Raw genomic sequence first — 25,373 nt, forward strand, 5'->3', positions numbered from 1 at the left:
GATCTTTTTTTACATACATTGATAAAAAACACCCCTATCCTCTAGTATATTATACCATTTGGACAAGGGTGTTTCCTCTTTTGTCTACAAACTGAGGCGTAGACATGTTGTCTACGCCTAGTTTATGGGATACATACATTCTTAACGTCCGACAAACATTTGAACAAAAACCTTTCCATAGACAGGGCTGGGCACAATACCGATACCTATATAGTTAAAGTTGGCATTCAAGATATTCTTACGGTGTCCTTCCGATTGCATTAGAGCATTATGAGCAGCTTCTACAGACGAATTGCCGGCGATATTTTCTGCAGCACTCTTATAGGTAATCTTAAACTTATTTAACATATCAAAGGGAGAACCGTAAGTCGGAGAAGTGTGGGAAAAATAATTGTTATCCACCATGTCTTCTGCTTTTAGCTTTGCAACTTTCATTAGCTCAGTATCGGCGCTTAAAGGTTTGACCCCTACTTTTGAGCGCTCTTTGTTGATTAAATCAAGCATTTGTTGTTCTTCTGTTCCGATAGTCGGCTTTTCAGGGGTGGGCTCCGGCGTAGGAGTGGGTGCTGGAGCAGGGGTGGGTGCTGGAGCAGGAGTAGGTGCTGGAGTCGGAGTCGGCTCGGGAGCCGGAGTAGGCGGATAATAGGGGGTAGCATATTTAGCAGAAATTAATCCTACTGTGTCATTTTCTAAATGCACAACCCACCAAGAACCAATCTTGCCGATGCAATCTACTATTTGATCTCTATACAGTAATCCTACTTTGACTTTGTCAGCAGAGGGTCCTGATCTTACATTGAGTGAGGCTGCAGTTACTTTAACTTGTGCTGGGACATTTGTTCTACTGAAGGGCGTTTGAGCAATAAGATTTGTAGTGAAGACTGTGATAATCAATACTATGCTTATTACAGGTGCTATTAGAAACTTAATCTGTTTATAATTCATAATTTTCCTCCTGAATTTTTACTCTAGAAACCTATTAGTAGTCTTAACAAAGATGTTATTTTTATGTTGAGGTTTACTAAAATCTATGCCAAAGAAGATATTTTTTCCTAACTGTTTTTGGAGATTGAAAGATAAAGAGGATGCCTTTGAGACATCCTCATAAAGCCAAACATGGAACATTATTATCTCGTGAACTTAAGCAATAACTAATATTAGAACCCATGTGTAAAAATATAAGGAAGCAAAGCTATTTCTAACTTGCTTCCTTAGGCTTTAGGCCAGTGTTAACTTGTCCAAGGTTATTTGAAAAAAACTTGACCATCTTTCAATGAGTCAATCATTGCTAAAGATTCAATCTGAACCCCTTTTTCTTCAACGACTTTTCGACCGCCTTGAAAGGTTTTTTCAATGACAATCCCTACTCCACCTATTTTCGCTCCGCTTTGATTTACTAAACTAACCAATCCCAAGAGTGCGCTGCCGCTTGCCAGAAAGTCATCAATGATTAAGACCTTATCATCAGCAGACAGGAAGGCCTTGGATATTTTAATGGTATATTCCTGATTCTTTGTGTAAGAGAAAACCTGGGCCTCGTATACATCAGGGTTCATATTGAGGCCGGCATGTTTTTTGGCAAAAACTACAGGTATATTGTCGAAGTATTGAGCGGTTATGCACGCAATAGCTATGCCAGAGGTTTCGATTGTGATGATTTTTGTTATTTCTTTATCAGCAAACCTCCGTTTGAATTCCTTACCTATTTCGTTGAATAAGGAAATATCCAATTGATGATTTAAAAAATTATCTACTTGAATTATTCGATCCTCGCTAATTCTTGCAGTATCACGAATCTTGTTCTTTAAGAGTTCCATAGTGGTATAATACTCCCTTCTCAGTGCGGTGAATGAATATATGTCATTTTGTAACAACAAAATAAAGACATACTTATATAATGTATAGAATATCTTGATAGGCTCGAAAAATCAATTGAATTATGTAGATAATCGTAGAATTTAATCGTTTGAGTCGATTAATATAGGTGGACCTTACTTTAAGTTTAGGAAAAAGCAGTTGAGTTCTCTTCTTAGAGTATTCAACGAAGGGAATAATAATGAGTACATTGCTAATGCTAGTTGATAACACTTGCCCATAGCTAGGCAATTTCGAGCAAATGTTGTATGCTGTATAACTGTTGCCAAAAGGGGTTTAGGGACAGGAGAAAACCTTTTGATTGTCGAAGTATGAAAGCATTGGATTTTAGGATCAGTCCTAGATATTCAAGGAGGTATACTAAGGAGGAAACAGAACCGTGCAGAAAATTCAGATGAAGACCCCGTTAGTAGAAATGGATGGAGATGAGATGACTAGAATCATCTGGAAATCCATTAAAGAAATCTTATTACAACCCTACATTGATTTGAAAACAGAGTACTTTGATCTTGGTTTACAGAAACGGGATGACACAGAGGATCAAATAACTATTGATTCAGCGAAAGCTACCCAGAAATATGGCGTTGCTGTAAAGTGTGCGACAATTACTCCGAATGCTCAAAGAGTAGAGGAGTATAAACTTAAGGAAATGTGGAAAAGCCCTAATGGCACCATTAGAGCGATTCTTGATGGAACAGTGTTTCGAGCGCCTATCGTTGCCGAAGGTATTCGACCATTGGTGCCTACCTGGAAAAAACCTATTATTATTGCACGTCATGCTTATGGAGATGTCTATAGAAATGTAGAGTATAGAGTAAGCGAGCCGGGTAAGGCCGAGCTGGTATTCACCAATGAAAAAGGGGAAGTGTCTCGCCAAACGATTTTTGAATATAAAGATAAGGGTGTTCTCATGGGAATGCACAATCTTGATAGTTCAATCGAAAGCTTTGCCCGCTCCTGTTTTAATTATGCCCTGGATCTGAAGCAGGATTTATGGTTTTCTACGAAAGATACGATTTCTAAGCAGTATGACCACACCTTTAAAGATATTTTTCAAGATATTTATGACCGGGAGTATAAGGAGAAATTCGAAGAGGCCCAGATAGAGTACTTCTACACCCTAATTGATGATGCAGTTGCTCGCGTGATTCGTTCTGAGGGAGGGTACATATGGGCCTGCAAAAACTACGATGGTGATGTCATGTCAGACATGATAGCTACGGCTTTTGGCAGTTTGGCAATGATGACCTCAGTATTGGTTTCCCCAGATGGTAATTTTGAGTATGAAGCAGCCCATGGCACTGTTACCAGGCATTATTATAAGCATCTGAAAGGTGAGGAAACCTCGACGAACTCCATGGCAACCATCTTTGCTTGGTCCGGGGCCTTGAGAAAGCGGGGAGAACTTGACGGCTTGAATGAGCTGGTTGAATTTGCGAATCAATTAGAGGAGGCTTCCTTAAAAACTATTGAATCAGGGATTATGACGAAGGACTTGGCGCTGATCTCGGAACTGCCTAATAAGAAAACAGTCAGTACGGAGCAATTCCTGGTAGAGATTAAGCAGACCTTGGATAGTATTCGCGGTTAATTAAGAGCCAGCTGAGGAAGTAGATACTACTTTCAGCTGGCTTTATTTTTTTATCCGCTGACTACCGGCCGTAAGACTCCCACCTTCTACAAGTGCTAAAGCATCCAGCGACGAAACCCTGGTGAGGGTTGTGAGGATGAGATACATCTGAAGCGAAGAATCACTTAATTCACTTAAAGTGCCATTGCAAAAAAGAGCCTAAAGATGTTAGAATATTCTTTAAGTAAGGAGGTTAATAAAGAGCAAAATGTTTAATAGGTCGGAGCAATCTTGTAAATTCCAAATTCTTTATAGCCTAAGCTCTCCGCTTTGGTTCGGCGTCCATTTGACACAGAAATAATCTCTTCAAATATTCGATGTCCGACTTGCTCAATGGTTTCTTCACCAGAGATAATAGGAGATGCATCTAGATCAATGTTGTCTTCCATAATTTTAAATGTCCGCGGATTCGCTGTGATCTTAATAACAGGGGCTATGGGGGAACCCGTGGGAGTTCCTCGGCCTGTGGTAAAGATTACAATGGTAGCGCCTCCGGCCAGCATTCCCGTTATAGATTCAATATCTTGACCGGGGGTATCCATAACATACAGACCTTTTCCCTTGGGGATTTCTCCGTACTGAAGGACGTCTTGGATGGGAGCATGACCGGCTTTATAGATACAACCTAGGGATTTTTCTTCTATTGAACTAATACCCCCTGCGATGTTACCGGGAGTAGGTTGACCGTCACGAATGTCGATATTTAAATACTTGGCGCGTTCTTCACAGTCGTGGACTATTTTGAATAGCTTATCCGCAACTTCCGGAGTCTTGGCGCGACGGGCCAGAACATGTTCTGCACCAATAAATTCGGTGGTTTCAGACAGCATGACATTGCCCCCGGCTGCAACTAAGAGATCAGCAGCGATTCCGACTGCAGGGTTTGAGGCGAGGCCGGAAGTGAAGTCTGACCCCCCGCATTCAATGGCTAAACTTAACTCACTGATATCAACTTTTGCCGGTTGCTGATGAGCGACTTGACGTACTAATTCACTGGCTTTGCGTAAGCCTTCGGCTTCAGCTTTTAAAGTGCCGCCAATATCCTGGATAATCACCACTTCAACGGGTTTTCCGGAGGCTGCTATTTCTGCGGCGGTTTCCTGAATAGGGATTCCTTCACATCCTAAGCCGACTACTAAAACTGCTGCGACATTTGGATTCTTGCCAAACCCAACCAGGGTTCGAAGGGTTTGCAGGTGATCAGGGCCAATTTGACAGCAGCCGTGTTGATTGGGAAGGGCAACGGCATCGGGGATTTGGCGGGCGATATTTGCAGCAACGGTGCTTGCACAGACGGATGTAGGGATTATTAAAATATGATTGCGTATTCCTACTTTGCCATCGGGACGTCGATAACCTAGAATCTCCATATATACTGCCTCCTAAGATCAATGATCCTTCACTTTCGGAAATCATCTAACTGTTGGTTTACTTATCTTTGCGTCCACGAAGGCTCTCCATATTGTGGACATGAACATGCCGGCCTGGCTGGATTAATTCAGTGGCAGCCCCAATGCTTTCAGCATATTTGATGATATCTTCTCCGGCCTGAATTTCTTGAATAGCAATTTTGTGCCCGAGAGGAATGTCTTCAAGGAGTGTAAGTTCGTGTTCAGTTTGATCAATGAAAAAATGGACAATTGAATTAGCTGATAAATCAGCTACAACTGTGGCAACATTATCCTTAGGGTTTATCACTACAGCTTGTTTCTTCAAAATTCTACCTCCTATATACGACAGTTTTAAGGGAAAGTAATGATTATGATCTTACCTTAGAATAAAGGTAACAAGGGGGTATTGTAAATAATCAATATCACCAAAAAGAGGCGAGATTTACGGAAATAGTTTATAATAGATGACTGTAGTAGCAAACAATAAGAAAAATAGAGGGACTGTCTCCCTTTAGGAAAGAGGGTTTATATTGCTTACGGTAAACCAGTTAGTGGATAAATTTAATTTTGAGGTCTTAGCTGGGCATGTGGGCTTGGACAAGGAAATTACGGAATATAGCTTGAAACGTCCGAGTGCTGAGTTGGCCGGGTATCTAGAACACTTGACACCTCAGCGTATTCAAGTATACGGCAGAACCGAATTAGGGTTACTCCAGCAGTTTGATGATTCTGTACGTCGTTCAAAACTTTCTCAAGTTATGCTTTCGGAAGTACCTTGTGTTATTATTACCCGCGGTTTAACAATTCCACTAGAGTTTATCGAGTTAGCTAGTGAACGGAAGATTCCTCTTTTAACAACCCCTCGCTCTTCAACTCAACTATTCTACCTGTTAATTCGTTACCTAATTAATCAGTTGGCTCCCAGTACCAATGTTCAGGGAGTGTTAGTTGATGTTTATGGAGTAGGATTAATGATCACCGGGGAGAGAGGCATTGGAAAAAGCGAGGCAGCTTTAGAGCTTATAAAGAGAGGCCATTTATTAGTGGCCGCTGATGTTGTCAAAGTTCGCCGAGTTGATGAAGAAAGATTGTTGGGTACTGCTCCCAAACGGATTCAGAATCAGCTTGAAGTGCGGGGCTTAGGAATACTTGATGTAACCACTCTTTTTGGGGCGGGTTCAGTGAGAGAAGAAAAAGTTATTAATTTTATTGTGCATCTGGAAGAATGGCAGCAAGATAAGGTTTATGACCGAATTGGACTTGAACCACCTAAAACAAGACAGATTTTAGGAATCTCGGTTCCCGAAATTTTAATCCCTGTGCGACCGGGACGAAACCTAGCTACTCTTATTGAAGTAGCGGTAATTCAAAACTGGAATCACAATTTTAGAGTGCATGTCTCCCCACCGTTAAGGGACTAATAGCAGGAAAATACTTATTACCGTATTACGAAAGCGGGTGTATAACATATTAAAAGTTATACACCCGCTTTAACATTATTCTTTTGTAAGGTAAGGATAACCTTACTCCAACATTACAATACTCGTTTTGCTCCGACGTAGGCGGATTGCCAATAGGTTCCCAAAGTATAGATCGTAACCCCTTTAGAACTTGCGGCATTAATAAATTGACCGTTACCAATATAAATACCTTCATGGTCTACGACTCCGTTTTTAGCCAGGGAGAAGAATACTAAGTCTCCCGGCTGTAGATTACTATAGGAGACGGAGGTTCCAATTTTATACTGATCCCTAGAAACTCTGGGCAGAGTTATGCCATGCTTAGCAAAAACATATTGGACGAAACCTGAACAGTCAAATCCAGCCGGTGTTGTTCCACCGTAGACATATTTTACCCCCAGGTATTGTTTGCCGGTAGCAATAATGGCACTGGCTTTTGTGGGTTGAGTGGTTGGTTTGGCAGCAGTAGTTTTAGTGGTAGTACTACCGGTACTGTTCGATTGGGTTGGCTGGGGCTGAGTTTTCTTGGCTGGAGTACTTGTCGGTGCCGGTGTCGAACTTGACGAGGTAGGGGTATTTGGATTAGTAGCGGTATTAACGGTTGCTTGAGGTTCTGAGGTTGTTTGTGGTTCAGTTGCATTCTTTGGCACTTCCGATGTTGAGACGGCTATGGTCTGAATTTCTTCCGCATCCATTTTTTCAGTGATTGTCAAAGGTGCAGCTGTGAGAATTGTCACAAACAAAGATGTGGAAAAGACCGGGACTAAAATTAGGGACCACCACTTATTATTTCTTAAAGTTTTCACTTAGTTCATTCCTTCCATTTCAATTTATTAGTTGTCCAATCATGAGACTCCCACTTTGTGTAAGCCTACTTTATATATCGTTACAGGGGTGAGAGTACCGAGTATATTCCTATTTCAGTACTTTCACTCCGGCCTAACTTGATAGATGCAATTAGTTAACTCACAACCGTTCGTGCTGACTTAAGTTGTTTCCTAGTATAACTGATAATTCACAGCTTGTCTTTGGTATATGTTGGAGTGAAAAATGACAAATCGAGATATAGACCATCGCAATAACATTTTTTCCGGAATCAATAAATAAGTTATCCCATTTTTGTAAACAATTATTAGTGTAATGGAGTTATTACGAGTTATAATAAAAGGAATAATAATTCAAATAAGGTTCAAAAAGTAAGGAGGAGATGTGCTTGTGAAAGACCTTATCAAAAAGGGCTTGTCTTTGGGCTTAGGACTAGCGGTAGTAAGTAAAGAACAAATTGAAAAGCTAGTGGACGAATTAGTTAAAAAAGGTGAAGTTTCAACTGCTGAATCCAAGGAACTAATCAATGAGCTGTTGGAGAAGGGGGAAGCCGAGCATAAGCAACTGAATGCTCGGATTCATGATCAATTAGAAAAAGTGCTTAAAGATCTCAATATCCCTAACAAAGCTGATCTAGAGCGTTTGGAAAAGCGAATTCAAGAGCTGGAAAATAAACAGTAACTAGAACCGGTAATACCCGGAGAGTGGGACTCAGTCGGGAAAATTTAGGGCCTGAATAATTCAGGCCCTCTATATATTCTTCACCTATGAATCCCGCACTAAGAATAAAGGGGACGAATTCTTATGATTGGGAAAAGAATACGCCATATCAAGCGCTATCGAGATGTTGCTAAAGTCTTAGCTCGCCACGGTTTTGGTTTTTTTGTGGAGGAGATGGGGCTTTTACATATGCTTTCTTTACCTAAGCGACTTTTCACAGACACAGAAGAGATAGATCCGCTGTCAATAGGAGAGAGGATACGCTTAGTTATAGAAGAATTAGGTCCTACATACATAAAAATCGGTCAGATTGCCAGTACCCGGGCGGATATCTTCCCCCAGGAAATACTTTGTGAACTGGAAAAGCTGCAAGAAAATGTTCCATCCTTCTCCTTCGAGGAAGTAGAAACTATTATCGAGGAAGAATTAGGCTCACCTCTATCTGATATCTTCTTATCCTTTGATAAGACAGTAATTGCTGCGGCGTCAATTGGGCAGGTACATTGCGCTCGTCTCAGATCTACCGGAGAGCTGGTGGCGGTTAAGGTACAGCGGCCTCGCATTAAAACAATGATTGAAACTGATCTGGAGATTCTTCTTGACCTGGCCACATTGGCAGAACACCGTATGAAACGAATGGAACGTCTTCAACTGCGAGATGTGGTAGAAGAATTTGCTAAGTCATTGCGCAACGAGTTGGATTATTCCATTGAAGGCAGAAATGCGGAGAAGATAGCTAAGCAGTTTAAAAATGATAAAAGTGTTCACATCCCTTCGATTTATTGGGATTATAGCACTCGAAAAGTACTTACCTTGGAATTTGTAGAGGGCTTAAGGCTGAATCAGTTTGAATCTCTTAAGAAGAATGGGTATGATCATAAAATTTTGGCAGAAAAGCTTGTCCAGGCGCTCTTTCATCAGATTTTAATTGCAGGGTTTTTTCATGCCGACCCTCATCCCGGGAATATATTTCTCCTGAAGGGGGGAGTTATTTCCTTCATTGATTTTGGGATGGTTGGAAGACTCACTTTAGACATGAAACACAATTTTGCTTCCTTAATTATCGCGATGATGCGTCAGAACACAGAGGCTATGATTAAGGCAGTCTTGCGCATCGGGATCGTTCCGGAGGATGTTAATTTACTTTTGCTTAGTAATGATGTGGATGAATTGCGCGAAAAGTATATGGATGTCCCCATGAGTCGGATCAGCCTGGGAGAAGCGATCAGCGATCTTTTTGAGGTTGCTTTCCGCCATCGGATTCGCATTCCTTCGGATTTTACCATGGTTGCCAAATGCCTGCTTATACTTGAAGGAATCGTGGAGAAGTTAGATCCTCAGCTGAGTATTATGGACATGGCAGAACCTTTTGGGATTCAACTCTTAAAGGAACGATACCGGCCAAGTACTATTGCAGGCAGGCTATGGCATAATGTCTCAGATTATGGTGATCTACTGGTTGAGCTGCCTAAACAAATGAAGGATTTGATGGGAAATCTAGTGCGAGGGCGTATTCGCCTGGAAGTCAGTGTCCCTGAATTGGATGTTTTTTTGCGGAAGCTCGATCGAATTACGAATCAAATATCTTTTAGTATTGTATTGTTGTCCTTTAGTATAGTCATGGCAGGGATTATTGTGGCATCTGCTTTGGGTCAGGAGCCGATTATGTTTTGGCAGATCTCTGTGATTGAGATTGGTGCAGCTATGGCCGGGCTGATGTTACTTTGGCTTTTTGTTTCAATTTTTAAGTCCGGTAAGTTTTAGTTGGGCGCTCTTAGGGTAACCTAAGCCTGAGGTGAAGAAAAATGTCGCTTGAATTCAGACCTGCCCGCGTCTTTTATGAGCCAAGTGCCCTGGATTATCCCTTAGGAAAGTCCTTAGTAGAACAGTTTCGGAGCCAAGGAATGCCGATCCAACCTACTTCCTCTCATAATCGTATTACCGGGATTCCCGGGGATACTCCGGCTGCCCAATATGGCGAGGCCAAGAGGACGTTAGTGATCGGCGTCCGTCGCAGCGAGAAGTTTCAATCCTGTAAACCCTCTGCTCATTATCAACTGCCCCTGGTCACAAGCTGTCCCGGCATGTGTGAATACTGCTATCTGGCTACTACCCTGGGGAAAAAGCCTTATATCAGAATCTATGTGAATTTAGATGAAATTTTAGATATTGCCGCCAAACTGATTGAGGAGCGACTTCCGGAGATTACTCAGTTTGAAGGAGCGGCAACCTCTGATCCGGTTCCGGTGGAGCGTTATACCGGGTCTTTAAAGGGAGCCATTGAATTCTTCGGACGGGAGACTAACGGTCGTTTTCGCTTTGTCACAAAGTACACAGATATTCAAAGCTTGCTTGATGCTAAACATGAGGGACATACCCGTTTTCGCTTTAGTTTGAATTGCGATGAGGTTGTGGAGAAGTATGAACATGGAACGCCTGCTCCGGAGCAGCGGATTATTGCCGCAGGTAAAGTTTTAAAAGCTGACTATCCCTTAGGCTTTATTATCGCTCCGATTTTCCGATTTCCGGGCTGGCAGGAAGCGTATCAAAAGCTTATGGAACGGTCAGCTGAAGAACTGGTCAAAAGGGCTCCCTCCGGTTGGTCTTCTCAACAATTATCCCTGGAGTTTATTTCTCATCGCTTTACAGCGAGAGCTAAGACAAATATTTTAGATATCTTCCCGAAGTCATCCTTACCTATGAAGGAGGAGGAACGCAAGTTTAAATATGGTCAGTTTGGTTACGGAAAGTATATCTACCAACCGGAAGAAATGATCGAGATGAAAGAATTTTTTCTGGAGCAGGTCAAGAACTATTTCCCCTTAGCTCAGGTAGAGTATTTCATCTAATGGTCGATAACTATGACATAAACTTCAATCGGTCCGTGTACACCAATGGATAGATCCATCTCAATATCTGAGGTGCGGCTGGGGCCTGAAATCATTTCAATAGCGGCAGGCGGACTTCCTAAAGCGGCAACCTCTTCGAGGACATTGAAGAGGTTGTCCTGTATCTGGGTACTTTCTATGAAGGAAAGATGCCTGGGGGGAAGCAAACTTATGGCTCGGCCTCTGAGGGGATCACTTTTCACGACAACTGTGCCGGAAAGTGAGATTCCCCAATCAGAACCGGTAATACCAAGTTCGGCATTGGCTGCGATGGAGTAGCGGTCGCGAGGATCAAAGGCTGATTGACTATAACGGGTAAGAGGCCAATTCAAGGAAGAAAAGGCTGACTCAGCGATGGTGGGGAGTGTATCCCAAGCAAGTAGAGCCTGAGAATTCTCTTTAAACCAAGTAATAGGCTGCTCACCGAACCATGCTTTGAGGCATTGAAGAGTTTCGTCGGCAGATCTAACAATGGCACCTTTACCCCCAAGGGCTTGCCAATTTTGCATAAAAATTGAGACTCGTTCTTCTGTGTTGGATAACCGATACTGAGGTACAGAAAGTTCAACTTGCGGAGGAGGCTCTGTAGGGGTAGGCCGCCCCAGTTTGGACGCCAGGTTACTGATAAAATCACTGGTATTGCTCATTGTGCTCACCTCTTATTCTTTAAATCAGCCCATAGTTGCATAAAGGGTTTAGGTGCCACCATTGGCAGGGTGCGGCTATTGGTCCAGTTGGAAAGTGGTGGAGGACCGCCGGTAATCCGTTGATTTCGGACAAAGGGCCACTGCAGACGCGCTCCCAGCCGAAGTGCTCGACGCAGGGTTTTCTCACGAGTGAAGAAATAACGATATGCTTTAAAAATTTGGCGCTCGACTTGAGGAGTGTGTCCGCTCTGAGTTTTGCGCATTCTTAGCTTGACTAAGAGATCGTGGAGAGGGATGCGGACAGGACAGGCCTCTGAACAAGCTCCGCATAAGGAGGAGAAATAGGGCAGATGCCCCCACTTCTTCCAGTCTTTCTCCAATAAAGGCGTGATCACTGAGCCGATTGGCCCGGAATATACTGAACCGTAAGCATGTCCGCCAAGTTGCCGGTAAACTGGACAAACATTAAAGCATGCTCCGCAGCGTATACAGTTTAAGGATGAGCGGAAGAGTTTATCCCCCAAAATCTCTGAACGGTTATGATCCAAGATAACCAGGTGGTATTCTTCCGGGCCATCTGGGTCAGCAGTATTCTTGGGGGGAGTAAGGATGGTTGTATAACTTGAGAGACGCTGTCCTGTGGCACTGCGAGCCAGTAGATTCAGTAAGATGTCTAACTCCCGAAAGGAAGGCACAATGCGCTCCATGCCCATGAGGGTAATCTGAACTCGGGGCAGGGTACTGACCATGCGGCCATTTCCTTCGTTAGTCACCATCACAATGCTTCCTGTACTGGCTACGGCAAAGTTACAGCCGGTGATTCCTATATCTCCTCGGAGAAACTTTTCCCTCATTTGCGTACGTACGAACCGAGTGAGGGTAGGGGTGTCAGAGCTTAAGGCGTGACCGGCGATAGGTTCGAATAAATCAGCAACTTGTTGGCGGGTTTTATGCATTGCCGGCACAATGATATGGGAAGGGGGTTCGCTGGCAATTTGGATAATGTACTCCCCTAAATCTGTTTCGACAACCTCGACCCCATCCTCCTCTAAAGCATGATTAAGGTGGATTTCTTCTGAGATCATGGATTTTGATTTAAGGACATTTTTAGCATTATGCTCACGCACTATATTACGTACGACTGTCACAGCATCTGCCGGAGTTTTCGCCAAATGCACATGAACTCCCCGTTTTTCCATTTGTTCGATGAGTTGATTCAAATAATAATCAAGATTGGAAATGACGTTTTTGCGAATTGCTTCACCGGCTGCACGCCATTCTTCCCAGTTACCTAGTTCGTCGGCTGCCTTATACTTATTGTTTCTTAAACGATCAGTTGCTCGGCGAGTGGCTTGGCGTAAAAAGCTATTGGCCAGGGCCTTATCCACCCGTTCATCGGTGGTTTGGTTGTACATGGTCATGATTTCATTCCCTCCCCGAGTAACTGAATGATGTGCATAGTTTTGACGGGCTTATTAATCTTTTCCAAGTAACCGGAAATATTCATCAGACAGCCCATATCAAGCCCCAGGAGAATATCTGCTCCGGAATCCAGAACATGCTGGGCCTTTTCAGCAACCATCGCTTCTGAGATTTTGGGCATTTTAACAGAGAAAGTACCTCCAAATCCGCAGCAAAGCTGAGCTTCAGGTAAAGGGAGAAGTTCCAGCCCTTTTACGTGTTGAAGCAATTTTAGAGGTGCCTCGCCAATTCCTAAGAGCCTTGTGGCATGGCAAGAGGGATGGTAAGTAGCTTTAGCTTTGTAGTGTGCTCCCAGATCCGGCTGCTTCAAGACGTCGACTACAAACTGGGTAAATTCATAACTTTTATGGATCAAGTCTTCCGCCTTTTTCAGGTAAGCAGGTTCCTTCTCAAATAAGGTAGGGTAATAGTGATGAATCATGGCGATACAGGAACCGCTGGGGCCTACTACTACTTCGCTGCGTTCAAATGCATCGATCAGAGTTCGGGCAACTTCCCTGGCATCATCAACATAGCCGGAATTAAAGGCTATTTGTCCGCAACAGACTTGTCCTTCAGGGACGTCAACGGAATGGCCTAAGTGCTTTAGTATTTTGGCCATGGTTAGATCCACATCAGGGTACAAGGCATTAGTAAGACAGGTTGCAAAAAGTGAAACCTTCATAAACACCATCCTTTTGGAAATGCAAGAATCCTTGCTTAATTGTCTTAGTATTTCCTAATACACTAGATTTTGATGCGGGATAGGGGACGTGGCTAATTACTTATCTTTAAGGTGTTTTAGCAATGCCTCTACTTGTATACCAAGTGTAGTGGCTTGAGCTGTATGAGTTCCTCAGAATTAGCTTTTATGGGGTTTAGACTCTTTTCTGAGATTGCTGCAGTAGCTTGATCAGTTCATCCATCTTTTGCAAGACTTCTTTGTCATTTAGCGCTTTACTCTTGAGAAACTGACTGGCTTTCACCATCATGTGAACAATGAACCCAACGAAAGTAAAACTTCCAAGGGTGAAAGCAAGGAATAATAATAACTGATAATCAATTATGATGCGGTCGCCCATTGTTTGTACCTCTTTCATCTTAGTTCAGATTTACTGTTGATTAGTATCTCACGCTAGCCGATAATCATGAATAGTTTCCTATCTTTCTAACTAAAAGGGATCGTCGCTAACCACTTAAAGTAGTTAGGCGACGATCCCTTTTAGTCGTAAGAAACAACTCTTAGCCGAGAATCGGCACATTGGGTTCATCATACCAAATCGAGAGAACCGTGGATGCTCCGGTGCTCTGGGTAATATTAAGCACCTTGATCCAATTATTAGCCTCTAACCATTGGTTGACTTCCTTTTCTAAGAGACGAGAATCCGGGGAACTGAAAATCCTTACTTTCAACCTATTCATCCTTTCATTGGGGAGTGTTATAAGATCTCAAAATCAAGTCTACGGGGTTCATATAGTCATCATACGACAGCATGTATGTTTGTCAAGAATCTAGAAATACAAAAAAAATTATACAAGGTTCTGAAAAATCTATTTATTTTTTGAGGATGCTATGGTATGATGAACTAACTGAATGGTGATTCATTCATTCTCAATTACTAATAGTAAGAGGTGAGGTGCAGATCCTATGGACGCGCAGCGCGAGGGTAAGTTTCAAAGGATTCTCGATGCTGCCATTGAAGCTTTTGCAGAATCCGGCTTTCACCATTGTCAGGTAAACAAGATTGCCCGCTTAGCAGGAGTCGCCGATGGTACGATCTACTTATACTTTAAAAGTAAAGAAGACGTTCTCATTCGAGTTTTTCAGGAACGAATGGGAGATTTCATTGCCGGTGTAAGCCGTGAACTCTCCCAGTGTAAGACGACGGAAGCACGCTTAAGGACAATTGTTAAAACCCATTTTACTTATATGGAGCAGAACAGATCAGTTGCAATCGTGACCCAACTTGAGCTTAGGCAATCCGATCCGCGGGTGCGGTTACCCATTAATAGTACTGTATCAGATTATTTCAACCTTATTGAGGGGGTGATCCAGCAAGGGATAGAAAGTGGAGAGGTTCCTAAAATGGATACACGCGTAGCTCGTCAAATGATCTTCGGATCCTTAGATGAGGCCACAACCGATTGGGTTATGGCTCGAAGTCCACGGACTTTAACCAGTGGAATAGAGCCAATGCTAGCTTTATTTGAGGGCGCACTTCAGGTAAGAAAAAGTGAGATCAAATAAGAAGTGCTGTTGAACCGAAACGAGAGGAGGATGGAAATGCAGATTCATAAAGTAGCGGTAATAGGATCAGGGGTGATGGGAAGCACCATCGCAGCGCACTTGGCCAATGCCGGAATCCCGAGCCTGTTGTTGGATATTGTTCCTTCCAAACTATCGGCTAAAGAAGAAGCAGCCGGATTGACATTGGAGGATCCCAAGGTACGAAATAGTATCGCAGAAGGTAATAAGACAAAGTTATTAAAAATGAATCCCGCTCCACTATTAGTCCCAGAATTTGCAGAACGCATTGAAGTTGGTAACCTAAGTGACGATTTAGGTCGCTTAAGCGAAGTAGATTGGGTGATCGAGGTTGTTGTTGAACGTTTAGATATTAAGGTGGATTTATTCAAGAAAATTGCTGCTATAGTACGCCCGGGAACAATCGTTAGCTCAAATACTTCGGGAATTTCTTTACAGGCTATGGTAAGTGATTTGCCCGAAAGCTTTACTCGCAATTTCTTAGGAACCCACTTCTTTAACCCACCCCGTTATATGAAACTCTTAGAAATCATTCCCGGACCAAATACGGATCCGGAAATAATGACCTTTATTTCCGAGTTCGGAGAAAGGGTTCTAGGCAAGGGAGTTGTCATAGCAAAAGATACTCCGAATTTTATTGCCAATCGTATTGGTGTTTTTGGTCTCGCTGTTACGCTTCAGGAAATGTTGCGTTCCGGCTTATCCGTGGATGAAGTTGATGCTCTCACCGGCCCTGTAATGGGACGTCCCAAGAGTGCTTCCTTTAGAACAGTTGACCTCGTCGGCTTAGATACCTTTATCCATACTGCTAACACTGTAGCAGTTGGGGTGCCTGCCGAAAAAGATAATTTCACCTTACCGGAATTTATGCAAACAATGCTGGCCAATGGTTGGCTTGGAGATAAAACTAAACAAGGCTTTTACAAAAAGTCTAAAGGGCCTCAAGGTAAAGTGGTTGAAGTTCTTGATCCTCATACCATGACCTATGTTCCCAAGAAAAGTGTTAAATTTGCTTCTTTGGAAAAAGCCAAAGCTGCAGGTGGTTTAACGGAAAAAATTCGTACCTTAGTGAATGGCAAAGATGCAGGAGCAGAGTTCGCTTGGAATGTCTTAAAGCCGGTTCTGCTTTACGCAGCAACCATCTCCAATGACATTGCGGATAATATTTCCGGAATCGACGAAGGCATGCGCTGGGGCTTTAACTGGCAAATGGGTCCTTTTGAAATCTGGGATGCCTTGGGAGTCAAAACAATTGCTGATCGTGTAATTGCCGAAGGTGGAACCTTGCCGCCTCTGGTAGAAGAGTTGCTGGCAAAAGGGAATGAACGTTTCTATCAAAAGAGTGAATCCGGAGAAGTCTCCTATTTCCAAGCTGGAGAGTATCACAAAAAAGCCTCAAGTCCTTATGCGATTTCTCTGAAGCAAGCACATAAAGATGGCAAGAAAATCTTAGGCAATGCCGGAGCAAGCCTGATTGACCTGGGAGATGGGGTAGCTTGCCTGGAATTCCACTCTCCAAGCAATTCCATAGGTGCGGATATTTTGACCATGATTCATAAGTCATTAGAAGAAGTCGATAAAAACTATCTGGGCATGGTTATCGGGAATCAAGGCAAGAATTTCTGCGTAGGTGCTAACTTGATGCAGATTCTTCTGGAGGCAGAAGAAGAGAACTGGGATGATCTCGATTACATGGTTCGTCAATTCCAAAATGGCACCATGGCTTTGAAATATGCTAAAAAACCTGTCGTTGCAGCTCCCTTTGGCATGACCTTGGGCGGAGGATGTGAAGTTTGCTTGCATTCTCATGCTATTCAAGCTTCATCAGAAACTTACATGGGCTTAGTTGAAGTTGGGGTTGGCTTAATCCCCGGCGGCGGCGGAACTAAGGAAATGGCTATACGAGCTATGGAAGGTATTCTTCCGGGTATCCAGGCAGCTCCGGATTATTTCTTTGCCAAACGTTTTGAGATAGTGGCTATGGCTCAGGTTTCAACAAGTGCGGAAAAGGCTCGTCAGCTCGGTTTCTTACGGGCGGATGATCGTTACAGCATGAATCCGGAGCATGTAATATTGGATGCTAAGGCCAGAGTCATTGACTTAGCCCGCAGCTTCAGACCTAATTTGCCCAAGAAATATAAAGTTGGTGGGCCCGGAGTTCGAGCAACTTTAGAATTGGCTCTGTATGGAATGCGTGAGGGAAATTATATCTCGGAATATGATCAGCACATTGGTAAGAAAGTAGCTTATGCCATAACCGGCGGAGATCGTCCGGCGGGAATGCTCGTAGATGAACAATATCTCTTAGATATTGAACGTGAAGCCTTTATGAGTTTAGTGGGCGAACCGAAAACTCAGGATCGTATCCGCCATATGCTCGCCAAAGGCAAGCCATTACGGAATTAGGGGGGGAAAAGCATGCAAGAAGCCTTTATTATCCAGTCTAAGCGGACTGCTATTGGCAAATCAGGCAAAGGTGGCTTGGCTCAGGTGCGTCCGGATGACTTAGGTGCTTATGTTATACAGGATATTCTTAAAAGAGTTCCATCACTTAATCCTGCAGAGATTGATGATTGCGTTATAGGTTGCTCCTTTCCTGAGGCAGAGCAGGGAATGAATATGGCCAGAATCATGACACTGCGCGCCGGCCTGCCGATTGACGTGGCTGGAGTAACTATCAATCGTTTTTGCTCTTCCGGATTGCAGGCAATTTCCATGGCCGCCGATCGAATTCGCTTAGGCGAGGCAGAGGCGATGATCGCTGGAGGAGCGGAAAGCATGTCGATGGTTCCAATGGGTGGGGCTAAACCGGCACCGAACCCATACTTGGTTCAGCATGCTCCGCAGGCCTATGTGTCAATGGGCATCACCGCTGAGAATGTGGCTATGAAATATGAGATAACTCGTGAGCAACAAGATACCTTTGCTGCTTCAAGTCATCAAAAAGCTTGGGCAGCTCAAAGCAGCGGGCGTTTTGAGGATGAGATAGTACCGGTTCCACTTCCCATGTATGGAAAACCCGGTGAAAAGTGGTTCGCAAAAGATGAAGGAATTCGTCCGGAGACCACTCCGGAGTCCCTTGCTAAATTAAGAACAGCCTTTAAAGCAGGAGGTACGGTTACGGCTGGGAACTCGTCTCAGACCAGTGATGGTGCTGCAATGACTCTGCTTATGTCTGAACAAAAAGTTAAGGCTCTTGATCTAAAACCTGTTGCGGTTTGGCGGGGCTATGCAGTTGCCGGCGTCGAACCGGAATTGATGGGTATCGGCCCGATCAAGGCTATTCCTAAAGTTTTAAAACAAGTGGGATTGACCTTGGATCAAATCGATTTATTTGAGCTCAATGAGGCTTTTGCTTCCCAATCCCTGGCGATCCTTAAGACGCTGGAGATAGATCCTGCAAAAGTGAATGTTAATGGTGGAGCTATTGCTTTCGGACACCCACTGGGTTGTACCGGTGCTAAGCTTACGGCAACACTCTTAAGCGAAATGACTAAGCGGAAGTTGAAGTATGGCATGGTGACCATGTGTATCGGTGGCGGTATGGGAGCGGCCGGGATTTTCGAGTTGCTATAGGGGTCTGTGAAAGTAAGGTGCAAATTGCCCTGTTCACACACGTTGCGTTCACTGGCTCGTTGGATGCTGAAGGAATTGCGCCAACCTCTGGGTCGCTCAATGGAGTGAACCTGGGCGCAATTGGGCCTTCAGCATCGGCACTCGCTTTAGCGTGAACTTCACTGAAGTGTTCACTGTGCAATTGGCCCCTTAGTTTCTGGCGACGGGGCTGGGAATGTGGGAGTGTGAAAGTAAGGTGCAAATTGCCCTGTTCACACACGTTGCGTTTCACTGGCTCGTTGGATGCTGAAGGAATTGCGCCCAACCTCTGGGTCGCTCAATGGAGTGAACCTGGGCGCAATTGGGCCTTCAGCATCGGCACTCGCTTTAACGTGAACTCCACTAAAGTGTTCACTGTGCAATTGGCCCCTTAGTTTCTGGCGACGGGGCTGGGAACGTGAGGGTGTGAAAGTAAGGGGCGAGTGGGCTGGGAACCTGGGAAGGACGGTCTGGCTGACTTCGGGGAATTGGGAGCAGGTAAGGGAAGTCCATTTTTATTAAAGCTTAAAGATAGGATACGTGGTGCGGAGTCGGGAAATTCAGTTAGATGTTGAGGCGTTAAATTAAACGTCTAAACATAAAACATACGAACCTCGAGACTCGAACTTCGAACCCCGATAATGAGGAGGATGTTATATGGAATTAGCATTACGCGGAGGCGGATTTTTACTGACTGAAGTCGCTCCTGATCAAATATTTGTACGTGAGGAGATCAACGAAGACCATAAACAACTTAAGAGAATGGCTCATAATTTTATGACCAAAGAAGTTGCTCCTATGATAGAGGATATGGAAGAACAAAAAGATGGCGTTGTTCGAGAGTTTATGCGTCAAGCAGGGGAATTGGGATTACTGGGGTTAGAAATTCCTGAGGAATTTGAAGGATTATCCTTAGATAAATATGCGACTGTTGTAGTTGGCGAAGAAGTTCCTCGTGGCGGGGCCTTTGCCGTTGCTTATGCGGCCCATACGGGAATTGGAACTTTACCAATCGTTTATTTTGGTACACCTGAGCAAAAGGCTAAATATCTTCCCGGGCTTGCTAATGGTTCTAAGGTCGCTGCCTATTGTTTAACTGAACCTGGTTCTGGATCAGATGCCCTAGGTGCCAAAGCTACGGCTGTTCTTAATCCAGAGGGAACCCACTATATCCTTAATGGTACAAAACAATTTATTACCAATGCCGGTTTTGCAGATGTATTCTTGGTCTACGCTAAAGTAGATGGGAAAATGACCAACTTCATTGTCGAACGTGACTATCCTGGTTTTTCTCTGGGACCAGAAGAGCAAAAAATGGGTATTAAAGGATCTTCTACCCGTCAAGTCATCTTAGAAGATGTGATGGTTCCGGTGGAAAATATCGTTGGTGAACTGGGACGTGGTCATGTCGTAGCTTTTAATATCTTGAATGTTGGCCGCTTTAAGCTGGCTGCCGGAGCTATCGGAAGTGTCCAAGTGGTTTTAGAGACTGCTTTAAAATATGCTTCTGAGCGTAAACAATTTGGGGTAGCCCTTAATACTTTTGGGGCAATTCAAAACAAGATTGCTGAAATTGCTACCCGAGCATATATGGCAGAAAGTGTTGTTTACAGAACAGCTGGTTTGATGGAGAGCGGATTCCATGATCTTGATCTGACAGGTGACTGCCGTAAGGAAGCCGGCAAGGCCTTAGAAGAGTACGCTATCGAGTGTTCTTTGAACAAGGTGTATGCCTCTGAAGTGCTGGATTTCGCAGTCGATGAAGGGGTTCAGATTCATGGTGGATACGGATTCATTAAGGAATATCCCATTGAACGTATGTATCGTGATTCTCGTATTAATCGCCTATTTGAAGGAACCAATGAAATCAACCGCCTGCTTGTACCCGGCACCCTTTTGAAGAGAGCTATGACCGGTGAACTTCCTTTGCTGCAAGCAGCTCAAGCTGTCAGTAAAGATTTGGTTTCTGTCGGAATGGGCGGAAACGCAGAAGGATTAGAAGCTCTCAACCAAATGACTCAGAAAGCTAAGAAACTTTGCTTAATGGCTGCAGGATTAGCAGCACAAAACTTAGGTATGGCTTTAAAAGATAATCAATTTGTCTTAACTGGTATGGCAGAGATGGTCAACCAAGTTTACGCAATGGAAAGTGCCGTTCTGCGTGCTCAGAAAGTTCAAACTCTTGATGTTTCCAATGAGCACAAAGTATTTGTTGAGAAGGCCGCTACTTTAGGAGCCTATGCCGCCTTTAATATTCTTGAAGTGCAAGCTAAAGAAGTTCTTTGTGCCGTGGAGAAGGGGGATTCTCTGAGCACAGTTTTGGCAGGAATGCGTAAGCTTGTTAAACGGCCGAACGTTGATATGATTGGCATGCGCCAAGAGATTGCTAAATATATTATTGAAAAAGAGGGCTATCCTGTTAACTACTAATTTTAAAAAATGTAGTTTAACCTTAGAAGAGTACTCTCACTTTTTAACAAAGAAGTGGGAGTACTCTCGGGTGTTGTTCCAACACAAAAGGCCATCGTCTGTAGGACATGGCCTTTTAATGTAAATATTTCGTTTTGCTTGGTTCAGTTGGAATAGGGCTCAATGGTTTCTTCCGTACATTTATCGCAAAGGACGGATATAGTCTCTCCCTTTTCCTCACCTTGATAAAATAAGGTTCTGTGGCAACGTTCACAGATTACCCGATACTGATAAGGGTTTTCTTGTAGGGAAGTTAAAGTTGTATTCATTGAATTAAATCCTCCTAACAGTTCTTCGGTTTTTTAAAACTTAGAGATAGCGTCTGGATACACTTAGATTATGAATCCTTTACTGGTTACTTATTCAATTGTACTCCAGAATTAAATTAATAACAATGAATGTTCATTCACTTTTTGGAGGTTTTTGTTATGATCGATATTAAAGAAGTTGCGGATAATGTGTTTATGTTGAGAATTCCTGTTCCGATCAATGTGGATGCTGTTAACTTGTATTTATTTGCCGGAGAAATTCCTACATTATTAGATGCCGGAACTAATACTCCCGAGGTTCTTGAAGCGGTTCATGCAGGAATGAAGAAGGTTGGGATAAAAAAGCTAGAACAAGTCCTGATTTCCCATTGGCATGTTGATCATGCCGGAGCAGCAAACTCCTTGGCCCAGGAAGGAGCAAGAGTATTTGCCGGTTCTAGAGATTACCAAGAGTGGACTAGTTTCGTTCAGGGGGAGGCCTTTACCCGACTTAATGAATGGGCAACTCGAGAGTGGGGAGTACCGGAAAATGTGTTACCCGGAATGCTTAAGATATCCAAAAGATTACAAACTTTTACTGCCTTGCCTGAGCAAGTGAATTTGCTCGAACCCTATCAAATAATCCAGGCCGGGGATAGTCTCTTGCAAGTAATACCTACACCAGGTCACACAGCAGGACATCTTTCATTCTACGCTGCTAAAGACTCTGTTTTATTTTCTGGGGATATGCTTCTTCCCGATGAGATTCCCTACCCAGGAATATGGGAACAAGAAGGGATTGTAGTAAGCGGGATGCCTAGTTATCTGGAAAGCCTTAATAGGATAGAAAACTTACCAAGTAGGGGGTATTTGCCGGGACATGGTTTACCCAGCGATAACTTGAAAGCCCGGTGTCAAGAGATTAGAGGCAAATTGAATAAGCAAATGCTGAGACATAGCCCAGCTGAGTCTGTATATGCCAGTGCTTCAAGTCTGGGTGGTGAAGCAATACATCCGGGTTTACTCTTCATACAATTGCATTATGTCTATGGTTGGGAGCAACTTAAGAAAAAGGTGGGCTAATGTAGCGGACGACAAGGCAAAAATGTTGAGTTCCTTATCTATTCCCATAGACAAAGAGGTGTTAACGGCGATTAAATATACAAAATATTCATAATTATGATATTATGAATTGTCAGCGAATTGAGTCTATAACTAAGGAGGTATTCTGATATGGAAGCCGTTAGTGAGACGATTGAACGCAAACAGACAATTAGTTTGGTGAAGTATATAAGTCAAACTTTAGTTACAGTGGTTCCTATGGTATCCGCTATGGGTCTTATAATTACTTATATTATGAATCTTAATCGGTCAAATTCTATAATTTTGTTTTCGAGTTTTTTAGTATCTGGTATGCTAATCGGGATATTCGCCTCATTGAAAAACTATATTCGCTTTCTGAAACCTATCTATTTTATGCAGCAAAAAATTATTCAGGTAGCTCAGGGGGATTTAAGCCAAAGAATTAGTTTTTCCCCCAAGAGTGAAGTGGCTGAGTTAGGCAAGGCTTTCAACCACATGATGCTTAACTTTGGAACGATGATTCAGGATATCCGTGAGATGGCTAAAGCTTGGGTAGTTTCGGCGGAGGAATTATCAGCCAGTTCGGAGGAAGTAACAGCTACCAATAGTGGTGTTGCCGATTATACGACACGCATGGCCAGCGAGGCTCGAGAACAAGCCCAAACTCAAAACCAGATGAAAGTTATGGTTATCGAACTTGAAAAAGCCGCTCAGATGATTGCTGAAAAGGCTACATCCGTTTCTTTTGAAGCGGTAAAATCTGAACAGCATTCAGAAGAGGGCTTAGTTAAGCTTTCCCAGATAGTAACGACAATGGCAGAAACCAACCAAACGGTCAACAAATCTGTACAGATCATTGAAGAGCTGGCCGAACAATCAAATCGCATCGGTTTGATCACTGAAACCATTGCTCAAGTAGCCCGACAAACTAATCTCTTAGCACTTAATGCCGCTATTGAGGCTGCCCGGGCCGGTGAACATGGCAAGGGCTTTGCTGTGGTAGCTGATGAAATCCACAAACTTGCCGAGGATGTAGCCTCATCAACTCGGGATGTAACAGAGATCACAACCCTAATTCAAAAAAGTATCAACCAGGCAGTTAAAGGGATGATGCTTACAGATTCACAAGTAAAAGATAGTGTAATATCAATACGCGAGGCTCAGGAGGCTTTAAGGGTGATTGCCGAGGCGACTAAAGATGTTTCCGGCAATATTTCAGATATTGCTGCTTCCAGCGAGGAAATGCTGGGCAGTATGGAGGAAATGAATCGCTATGTTGATAGAGTCAAGGAAGTCTCTGAAGAGTCGGTCAAAAAAGCCGAAACTATTGAGGCTTCAACAAAGGAAGTTTCAGCATCTATGCATATTGTTGCCACAACTGCCCAATCTCTAGCGCAAAATGCTAATCAGTTGCAAAGTGCCGTTGAGAAATTTAGGGTTTAACCGAATACAAGAATAATCAAACCGAAGGTATTAGTAAAGAAAAACGATTATTAAGAAAAAGCCCGATCCATGCATAGAATCAAAGTTATCGACAACAATATAAAGCATAAATAAGGAGGTGCTTTATATGACAATTCAATTTTCACAAAAAGAGAAATCACTTTTAATGGATCAAAAAGAACACGAGGAAGGCTGCGTAGACAAATATGCGAAATATGCTAATCAAGCACAAGACGCTGAGTTAAAGCAGTTATTTACTTCATACTCAGCTCAGGAACAAGAACATCTAAACTCTATTAATCAGATGCTAGCTGGGCAGATACCTGCTATGGGAGGGCAACAGAAGCAAGGGCAACAGGCTCAGAACCAACAACAAACCGCTGGTGGCAACCAAGGCCAAATGTCCCCAACGGTGCAAGGAAATTACAATCAAGAAGATGCAAAACTTTGTAAAGATATGCTGATGACAGAAAAGTATGTATCTAGTGTCTATAATACAGCAATTTTTGAATTTAGAGATACTAATGTCCGACAAGTGCTGAACCATATTCAAAAGGAAGAGCAGGAACATGGCGAAGGAATATTCCAATACATGCAAAGCAAAGGTATGTATCAGGTTCAATAGTTTTATTCACTATTCACTATTCATTATACTGAATAAAGCATAGCTTCTTAAATAATTGGAATGCCGACTTTAAAGGTCGGTGTTCCAATTTTGTTTTAAGTGAAAAAGACCATAGCTTCATATTAATTTTAGCTAATAAAACTGTATTTTGGATTGCCGGGATACGGTATTTATTTTGTGGTTTTAACCCTATAAGGTCTTTAGAAAGTATTGATAAATAATCGATTTCTGTTATAATTACATATGAACATATAATCATATGTAAGGAGGGTACTGTTATAGCTACCAATATAAATGAACCTAAGAATTCTTCAGAATCGATAACCCAGTCCACGGATAGCCCTGTATGTGATACTTTATGTATTCACACCGATATAATTGAATCCGTTCGCCAAACTCTCATACCTGGGGGACAGATCCATCAATTGGCTGAGTTATTTAAAACCCTTGGAGATCCTACCCGAGTGAGAATTATGGATGTTTTAGCCAAAAATGAGTTCTGTGTGTGCGATTTAGCTGAGCTATTAGAGTTAAGTCAATCCGCTACATCACATCAATTACGGGTACTTCGAAGTAATCATCTGGTGAAATATCGCAGAGAGGGAAAGATGGTTTATTACTCCTTAGATGATCACCATGTAATGGCACTTTATCGTGAGGGTCTGGAGCATATTTCCGAAGGTCATAAATAGAGACAATAAAAAGTATCTCAGTAATAATTTGACTAGGCGCCTCGGACCTAGACAGC

The 25,373-nt window shown here is 43.0% G+C and carries 24 protein-coding genes; 13 read left to right on the forward strand and 11 right to left on the reverse strand.

The genetic code is table 11. The features are described from left to right. Positions 1 to 141: 141 nt before the first annotated feature. Both BLS16_RS19190 and BLS16_RS19195 read right to left on the reverse strand, forming a co-directional pair. A complete protein-coding gene (locus tag BLS16_RS19190) occupies positions 142 to 945 on the reverse strand; it encodes a CAP domain-containing protein (protein ID WP_092335271.1) in 804 nt (267 codons plus the stop codon). Positions 946 to 1,244: 299 nt separating this feature from the next. Then, positions 1,245 to 1,817 carry a xanthine phosphoribosyltransferase gene (locus tag BLS16_RS19195; protein WP_092335272.1) on the reverse strand — a complete coding sequence of 191 codons (573 nt, stop codon included), beginning with the start codon at positions 1,815 to 1,817 and terminating at the stop codon, positions 1,245 to 1,247. Between the two features lie 437 nt (positions 1,818 to 2,254). On the opposite strand from BLS16_RS19195, the gene BLS16_RS19200 reads away from it, so the two are divergent. Continuing rightward, positions 2,255 to 3,466: an NADP-dependent isocitrate dehydrogenase gene (locus BLS16_RS19200; protein ID WP_092335273.1), complete on the forward strand. Its 1,212-nt coding sequence runs from the start codon at positions 2,255 to 2,257 to the stop codon at positions 3,464 to 3,466. Positions 3,467 to 3,717: 251 nt separating this feature from the next. Here BLS16_RS19200 and BLS16_RS19205 read toward each other — a convergent pair whose 3' ends face one another. Both BLS16_RS19205 and BLS16_RS19210 read right to left on the reverse strand, forming a co-directional pair. Continuing rightward, positions 3,718 to 4,875 (reverse strand): UxaA family hydrolase, encoded by a 1,158-nt coding sequence (locus BLS16_RS19205; protein WP_092335274.1) that lies wholly within the window; start codon positions 4,873 to 4,875, stop codon positions 3,718 to 3,720. Positions 4,876 to 4,933: 58 nt separating this feature from the next. Further along, positions 4,934 to 5,221 carry a UxaA family hydrolase gene (locus BLS16_RS19210; RefSeq protein WP_092335275.1) on the reverse strand — a complete coding sequence of 96 codons (288 nt, stop codon included), beginning with the start codon at positions 5,219 to 5,221 and terminating at the stop codon, positions 4,934 to 4,936. Between the two features lie 205 nt (positions 5,222 to 5,426). On the opposite strand from BLS16_RS19210, the gene hprK reads away from it, so the two are divergent. Beyond that, complete coding sequence (gene hprK / locus BLS16_RS19215) at positions 5,427 to 6,317, forward strand: HPr(Ser) kinase/phosphatase (protein WP_092335276.1); 891 nt, start codon at positions 5,427 to 5,429, stop codon at positions 6,315 to 6,317. A 113-nt stretch (positions 6,318 to 6,430) separates the two neighbouring features. Here hprK and BLS16_RS19220 read toward each other — a convergent pair whose 3' ends face one another. After that, positions 6,431 to 7,162: a C40 family peptidase gene (locus tag BLS16_RS19220; RefSeq protein WP_092335277.1), complete on the reverse strand. Its 732-nt coding sequence runs from the start codon at positions 7,160 to 7,162 to the stop codon at positions 6,431 to 6,433. A 409-nt stretch (positions 7,163 to 7,571) separates the two neighbouring features. Between BLS16_RS19220 and BLS16_RS19225 the strand changes: the two genes are divergently transcribed. The 3 genes from BLS16_RS19225 (at position 7,572) to splB (ending at position 10,750) form a co-directional block, all read left to right on the forward strand. After that, the gene (locus BLS16_RS19225) at positions 7,572 to 7,862 is read left to right on the forward strand and encodes a phasin family protein (protein ID WP_092335278.1); all 291 of its coding nucleotides are present in this window, start codon (positions 7,572 to 7,574) and stop codon (positions 7,860 to 7,862) included. Positions 7,863 to 7,985: 123 nt separating this feature from the next. After that, positions 7,986 to 9,665, forward strand: a complete 1,680-nt coding sequence (locus BLS16_RS19230) for an ABC1 kinase family protein (RefSeq protein WP_092335279.1) — start codon at positions 7,986 to 7,988, stop codon at positions 9,663 to 9,665. 41 nt (positions 9,666 to 9,706) lie between these two features. Next, on the forward strand, positions 9,707 to 10,750 hold the full coding sequence (splB, locus tag BLS16_RS19235) for a spore photoproduct lyase (RefSeq protein ID WP_092335280.1): 1,044 nt from the start codon (positions 9,707 to 9,709) through the stop codon (positions 10,748 to 10,750). Here the strand turns inward: splB and BLS16_RS19240 are convergent. The 5 genes from BLS16_RS19240 to BLS16_RS23835 all read right to left on the reverse strand — a co-directional run bounded on the left by BLS16_RS19240 (position 10,747) and on the right by BLS16_RS23835 (position 14,310). After that, positions 10,747 to 11,436, reverse strand: a complete 690-nt coding sequence (locus tag BLS16_RS19240; protein ID WP_092335281.1) for a LutC/YkgG family protein — start codon at positions 11,434 to 11,436, stop codon at positions 10,747 to 10,749. The genes splB and BLS16_RS19240 overlap by 4 nt on opposite strands. 5 nt (positions 11,437 to 11,441) lie before the next feature. After that, positions 11,442 to 12,857, reverse strand: a complete 1,416-nt coding sequence (locus tag BLS16_RS19245) for a LutB/LldF family L-lactate oxidation iron-sulfur protein (RefSeq protein ID WP_092335282.1) — start codon at positions 12,855 to 12,857, stop codon at positions 11,442 to 11,444. After that, positions 12,854 to 13,582: a (Fe-S)-binding protein gene (locus BLS16_RS19250; protein ID WP_092335283.1), complete on the reverse strand. Its 729-nt coding sequence runs from the start codon at positions 13,580 to 13,582 to the stop codon at positions 12,854 to 12,856. Before BLS16_RS19250 ends, BLS16_RS19245 begins: the two co-directional genes overlap by 4 nt. A gap of 193 nt (positions 13,583 to 13,775) precedes the next feature. Then, on the reverse strand, positions 13,776 to 13,979 hold the full coding sequence (locus BLS16_RS19255; RefSeq protein WP_092335284.1) for a hypothetical protein: 204 nt from the start codon (positions 13,977 to 13,979) through the stop codon (positions 13,776 to 13,778). 160 nt (positions 13,980 to 14,139) lie between these two features. Beyond that, the gene (locus BLS16_RS23835; protein WP_176786234.1) at positions 14,140 to 14,310 is read right to left on the reverse strand and encodes a hypothetical protein; all 171 of its coding nucleotides are present in this window, start codon (positions 14,308 to 14,310) and stop codon (positions 14,140 to 14,142) included. Between the two features lie 235 nt (positions 14,311 to 14,545). Here BLS16_RS23835 and fadR point away from each other — a divergent pair, with 235 nt between their 5' ends. The 4 genes from fadR to BLS16_RS19275 all read left to right on the forward strand — a co-directional run bounded on the left by fadR (position 14,546) and on the right by BLS16_RS19275 (position 21,187). Beyond that, entirely contained in the window at positions 14,546 to 15,145 is a 600-nt protein-coding gene (fadR, locus tag BLS16_RS19260; RefSeq protein WP_092335285.1) for a fatty acid metabolism transcriptional regulator FadR, read from the forward strand. Between the two features lie 36 nt (positions 15,146 to 15,181). Further along, positions 15,182 to 17,569: a 3-hydroxyacyl-CoA dehydrogenase/enoyl-CoA hydratase family protein gene (locus BLS16_RS19265; protein ID WP_092335286.1), complete on the forward strand. Its 2,388-nt coding sequence runs from the start codon at positions 15,182 to 15,184 to the stop codon at positions 17,567 to 17,569. Positions 17,570 to 17,581: 12 nt separating this feature from the next. Continuing rightward, entirely contained in the window at positions 17,582 to 18,739 is a 1,158-nt protein-coding gene (locus tag BLS16_RS19270) for a thiolase family protein (RefSeq protein ID WP_092335287.1), read from the forward strand. Positions 18,740 to 19,414: 675 nt separating this feature from the next. Next, entirely contained in the window at positions 19,415 to 21,187 is a 1,773-nt protein-coding gene (locus BLS16_RS19275; protein WP_092335288.1) for an acyl-CoA dehydrogenase family protein, read from the forward strand. 143 nt (positions 21,188 to 21,330) lie between these two features. Here the strand turns inward: BLS16_RS19275 and BLS16_RS23840 are convergent, their stop codons facing one another. Further along, positions 21,331 to 21,495 (reverse strand): hypothetical protein, encoded by a 165-nt coding sequence (locus BLS16_RS23840; protein ID WP_176786235.1) that lies wholly within the window; start codon positions 21,493 to 21,495, stop codon positions 21,331 to 21,333. 159 nt (positions 21,496 to 21,654) lie between these two features. Here BLS16_RS23840 and BLS16_RS19280 point away from each other — a divergent pair, with 159 nt between their 5' ends. The 4 genes from BLS16_RS19280 (at position 21,655) to BLS16_RS19295 (ending at position 25,317) form a co-directional block, all read left to right on the forward strand. Continuing rightward, positions 21,655 to 22,557, forward strand: a complete 903-nt coding sequence (locus BLS16_RS19280; protein ID WP_092335289.1) for an MBL fold metallo-hydrolase — start codon at positions 21,655 to 21,657, stop codon at positions 22,555 to 22,557. Between the two features lie 150 nt (positions 22,558 to 22,707). Continuing rightward, positions 22,708 to 24,000: a methyl-accepting chemotaxis protein gene (locus BLS16_RS19285; RefSeq protein ID WP_092335290.1), complete on the forward strand. Its 1,293-nt coding sequence runs from the start codon at positions 22,708 to 22,710 to the stop codon at positions 23,998 to 24,000. A gap of 127 nt (positions 24,001 to 24,127) precedes the next feature. After that, entirely contained in the window at positions 24,128 to 24,625 is a 498-nt protein-coding gene (locus BLS16_RS19290; RefSeq protein ID WP_092335291.1) for a spore coat protein, read from the forward strand. Between the two features lie 278 nt (positions 24,626 to 24,903). Next, positions 24,904 to 25,317 carry an ArsR/SmtB family transcription factor gene (locus BLS16_RS19295; protein WP_092335292.1) on the forward strand — a complete coding sequence of 138 codons (414 nt, stop codon included), beginning with the start codon at positions 24,904 to 24,906 and terminating at the stop codon, positions 25,315 to 25,317. The last annotated feature ends 56 nt before the right edge of the window (positions 25,318 to 25,373 follow it).

Source organism: Desulfosporosinus hippei DSM 8344 (assembly GCF_900100785.1).
Classification (GTDB): domain Bacteria; phylum Bacillota; class Desulfitobacteriia; order Desulfitobacteriales; family Desulfitobacteriaceae; genus Desulfosporosinus; species Desulfosporosinus hippei.

Bases quoted from the DNA above. Each gene is read 5' to 3' on its own strand.
- BLS16_RS19190 (WP_092335271.1), bottom strand. From the start codon at position 945: ATGAATTATAAACAGATTAAGTTTCTAATAGCACCTGTAATAAGCATA.
- BLS16_RS19195 (WP_092335272.1), bottom strand. From the start codon at position 1,817: ATGGAACTCTTAAAGAACAAGATTCGTGATACTGCAAGAATTAGCGAG.
- BLS16_RS19205 (WP_092335274.1), bottom strand. From the start codon at position 4,875: ATGGAGATTCTAGGTTATCGACGTCCCGATGGCAAAGTAGGAATACGC.
- BLS16_RS19230 (WP_092335279.1), top strand. From the start codon at position 7,986: ATGATTGGGAAAAGAATACGCCATATCAAGCGCTATCGAGATGTTGCT.
- splB (WP_092335280.1), top strand. From the start codon at position 9,707: ATGTCGCTTGAATTCAGACCTGCCCGCGTCTTTTATGAGCCAAGTGCC.
- BLS16_RS19240 (WP_092335281.1), bottom strand. From the start codon at position 11,436: ATGAGCAATACCAGTGATTTTATCAGTAACCTGGCGTCCAAACTGGGG.
- BLS16_RS19245 (WP_092335282.1), bottom strand. From the start codon at position 12,857: ATGACCATGTACAACCAAACCACCGATGAACGGGTGGATAAGGCCCTG.
- BLS16_RS19250 (WP_092335283.1), bottom strand. From the start codon at position 13,582: ATGAAGGTTTCACTTTTTGCAACCTGTCTTACTAATGCCTTGTACCCT.
- BLS16_RS19255 (WP_092335284.1), bottom strand. From the start codon at position 13,979: ATGGGCGACCGCATCATAATTGATTATCAGTTATTATTATTCCTTGCT.
- fadR (WP_092335285.1), top strand. From the start codon at position 14,546: ATGGACGCGCAGCGCGAGGGTAAGTTTCAAAGGATTCTCGATGCTGCC.
- BLS16_RS19265 (WP_092335286.1), top strand. From the start codon at position 15,182: ATGCAGATTCATAAAGTAGCGGTAATAGGATCAGGGGTGATGGGAAGC.
- BLS16_RS19270 (WP_092335287.1), top strand. From the start codon at position 17,582: ATGCAAGAAGCCTTTATTATCCAGTCTAAGCGGACTGCTATTGGCAAA.
- BLS16_RS19275 (WP_092335288.1), top strand. From the start codon at position 19,415: ATGGAATTAGCATTACGCGGAGGCGGATTTTTACTGACTGAAGTCGCT.
- BLS16_RS23840 (WP_176786235.1), bottom strand. From the start codon at position 21,495: ATGAATACAACTTTAACTTCCCTACAAGAAAACCCTTATCAGTATCGG.
- BLS16_RS19280 (WP_092335289.1), top strand. From the start codon at position 21,655: ATGATCGATATTAAAGAAGTTGCGGATAATGTGTTTATGTTGAGAATT.
- BLS16_RS19285 (WP_092335290.1), top strand. From the start codon at position 22,708: ATGGAAGCCGTTAGTGAGACGATTGAACGCAAACAGACAATTAGTTTG.
- BLS16_RS19290 (WP_092335291.1), top strand. From the start codon at position 24,128: ATGACAATTCAATTTTCACAAAAAGAGAAATCACTTTTAATGGATCAA.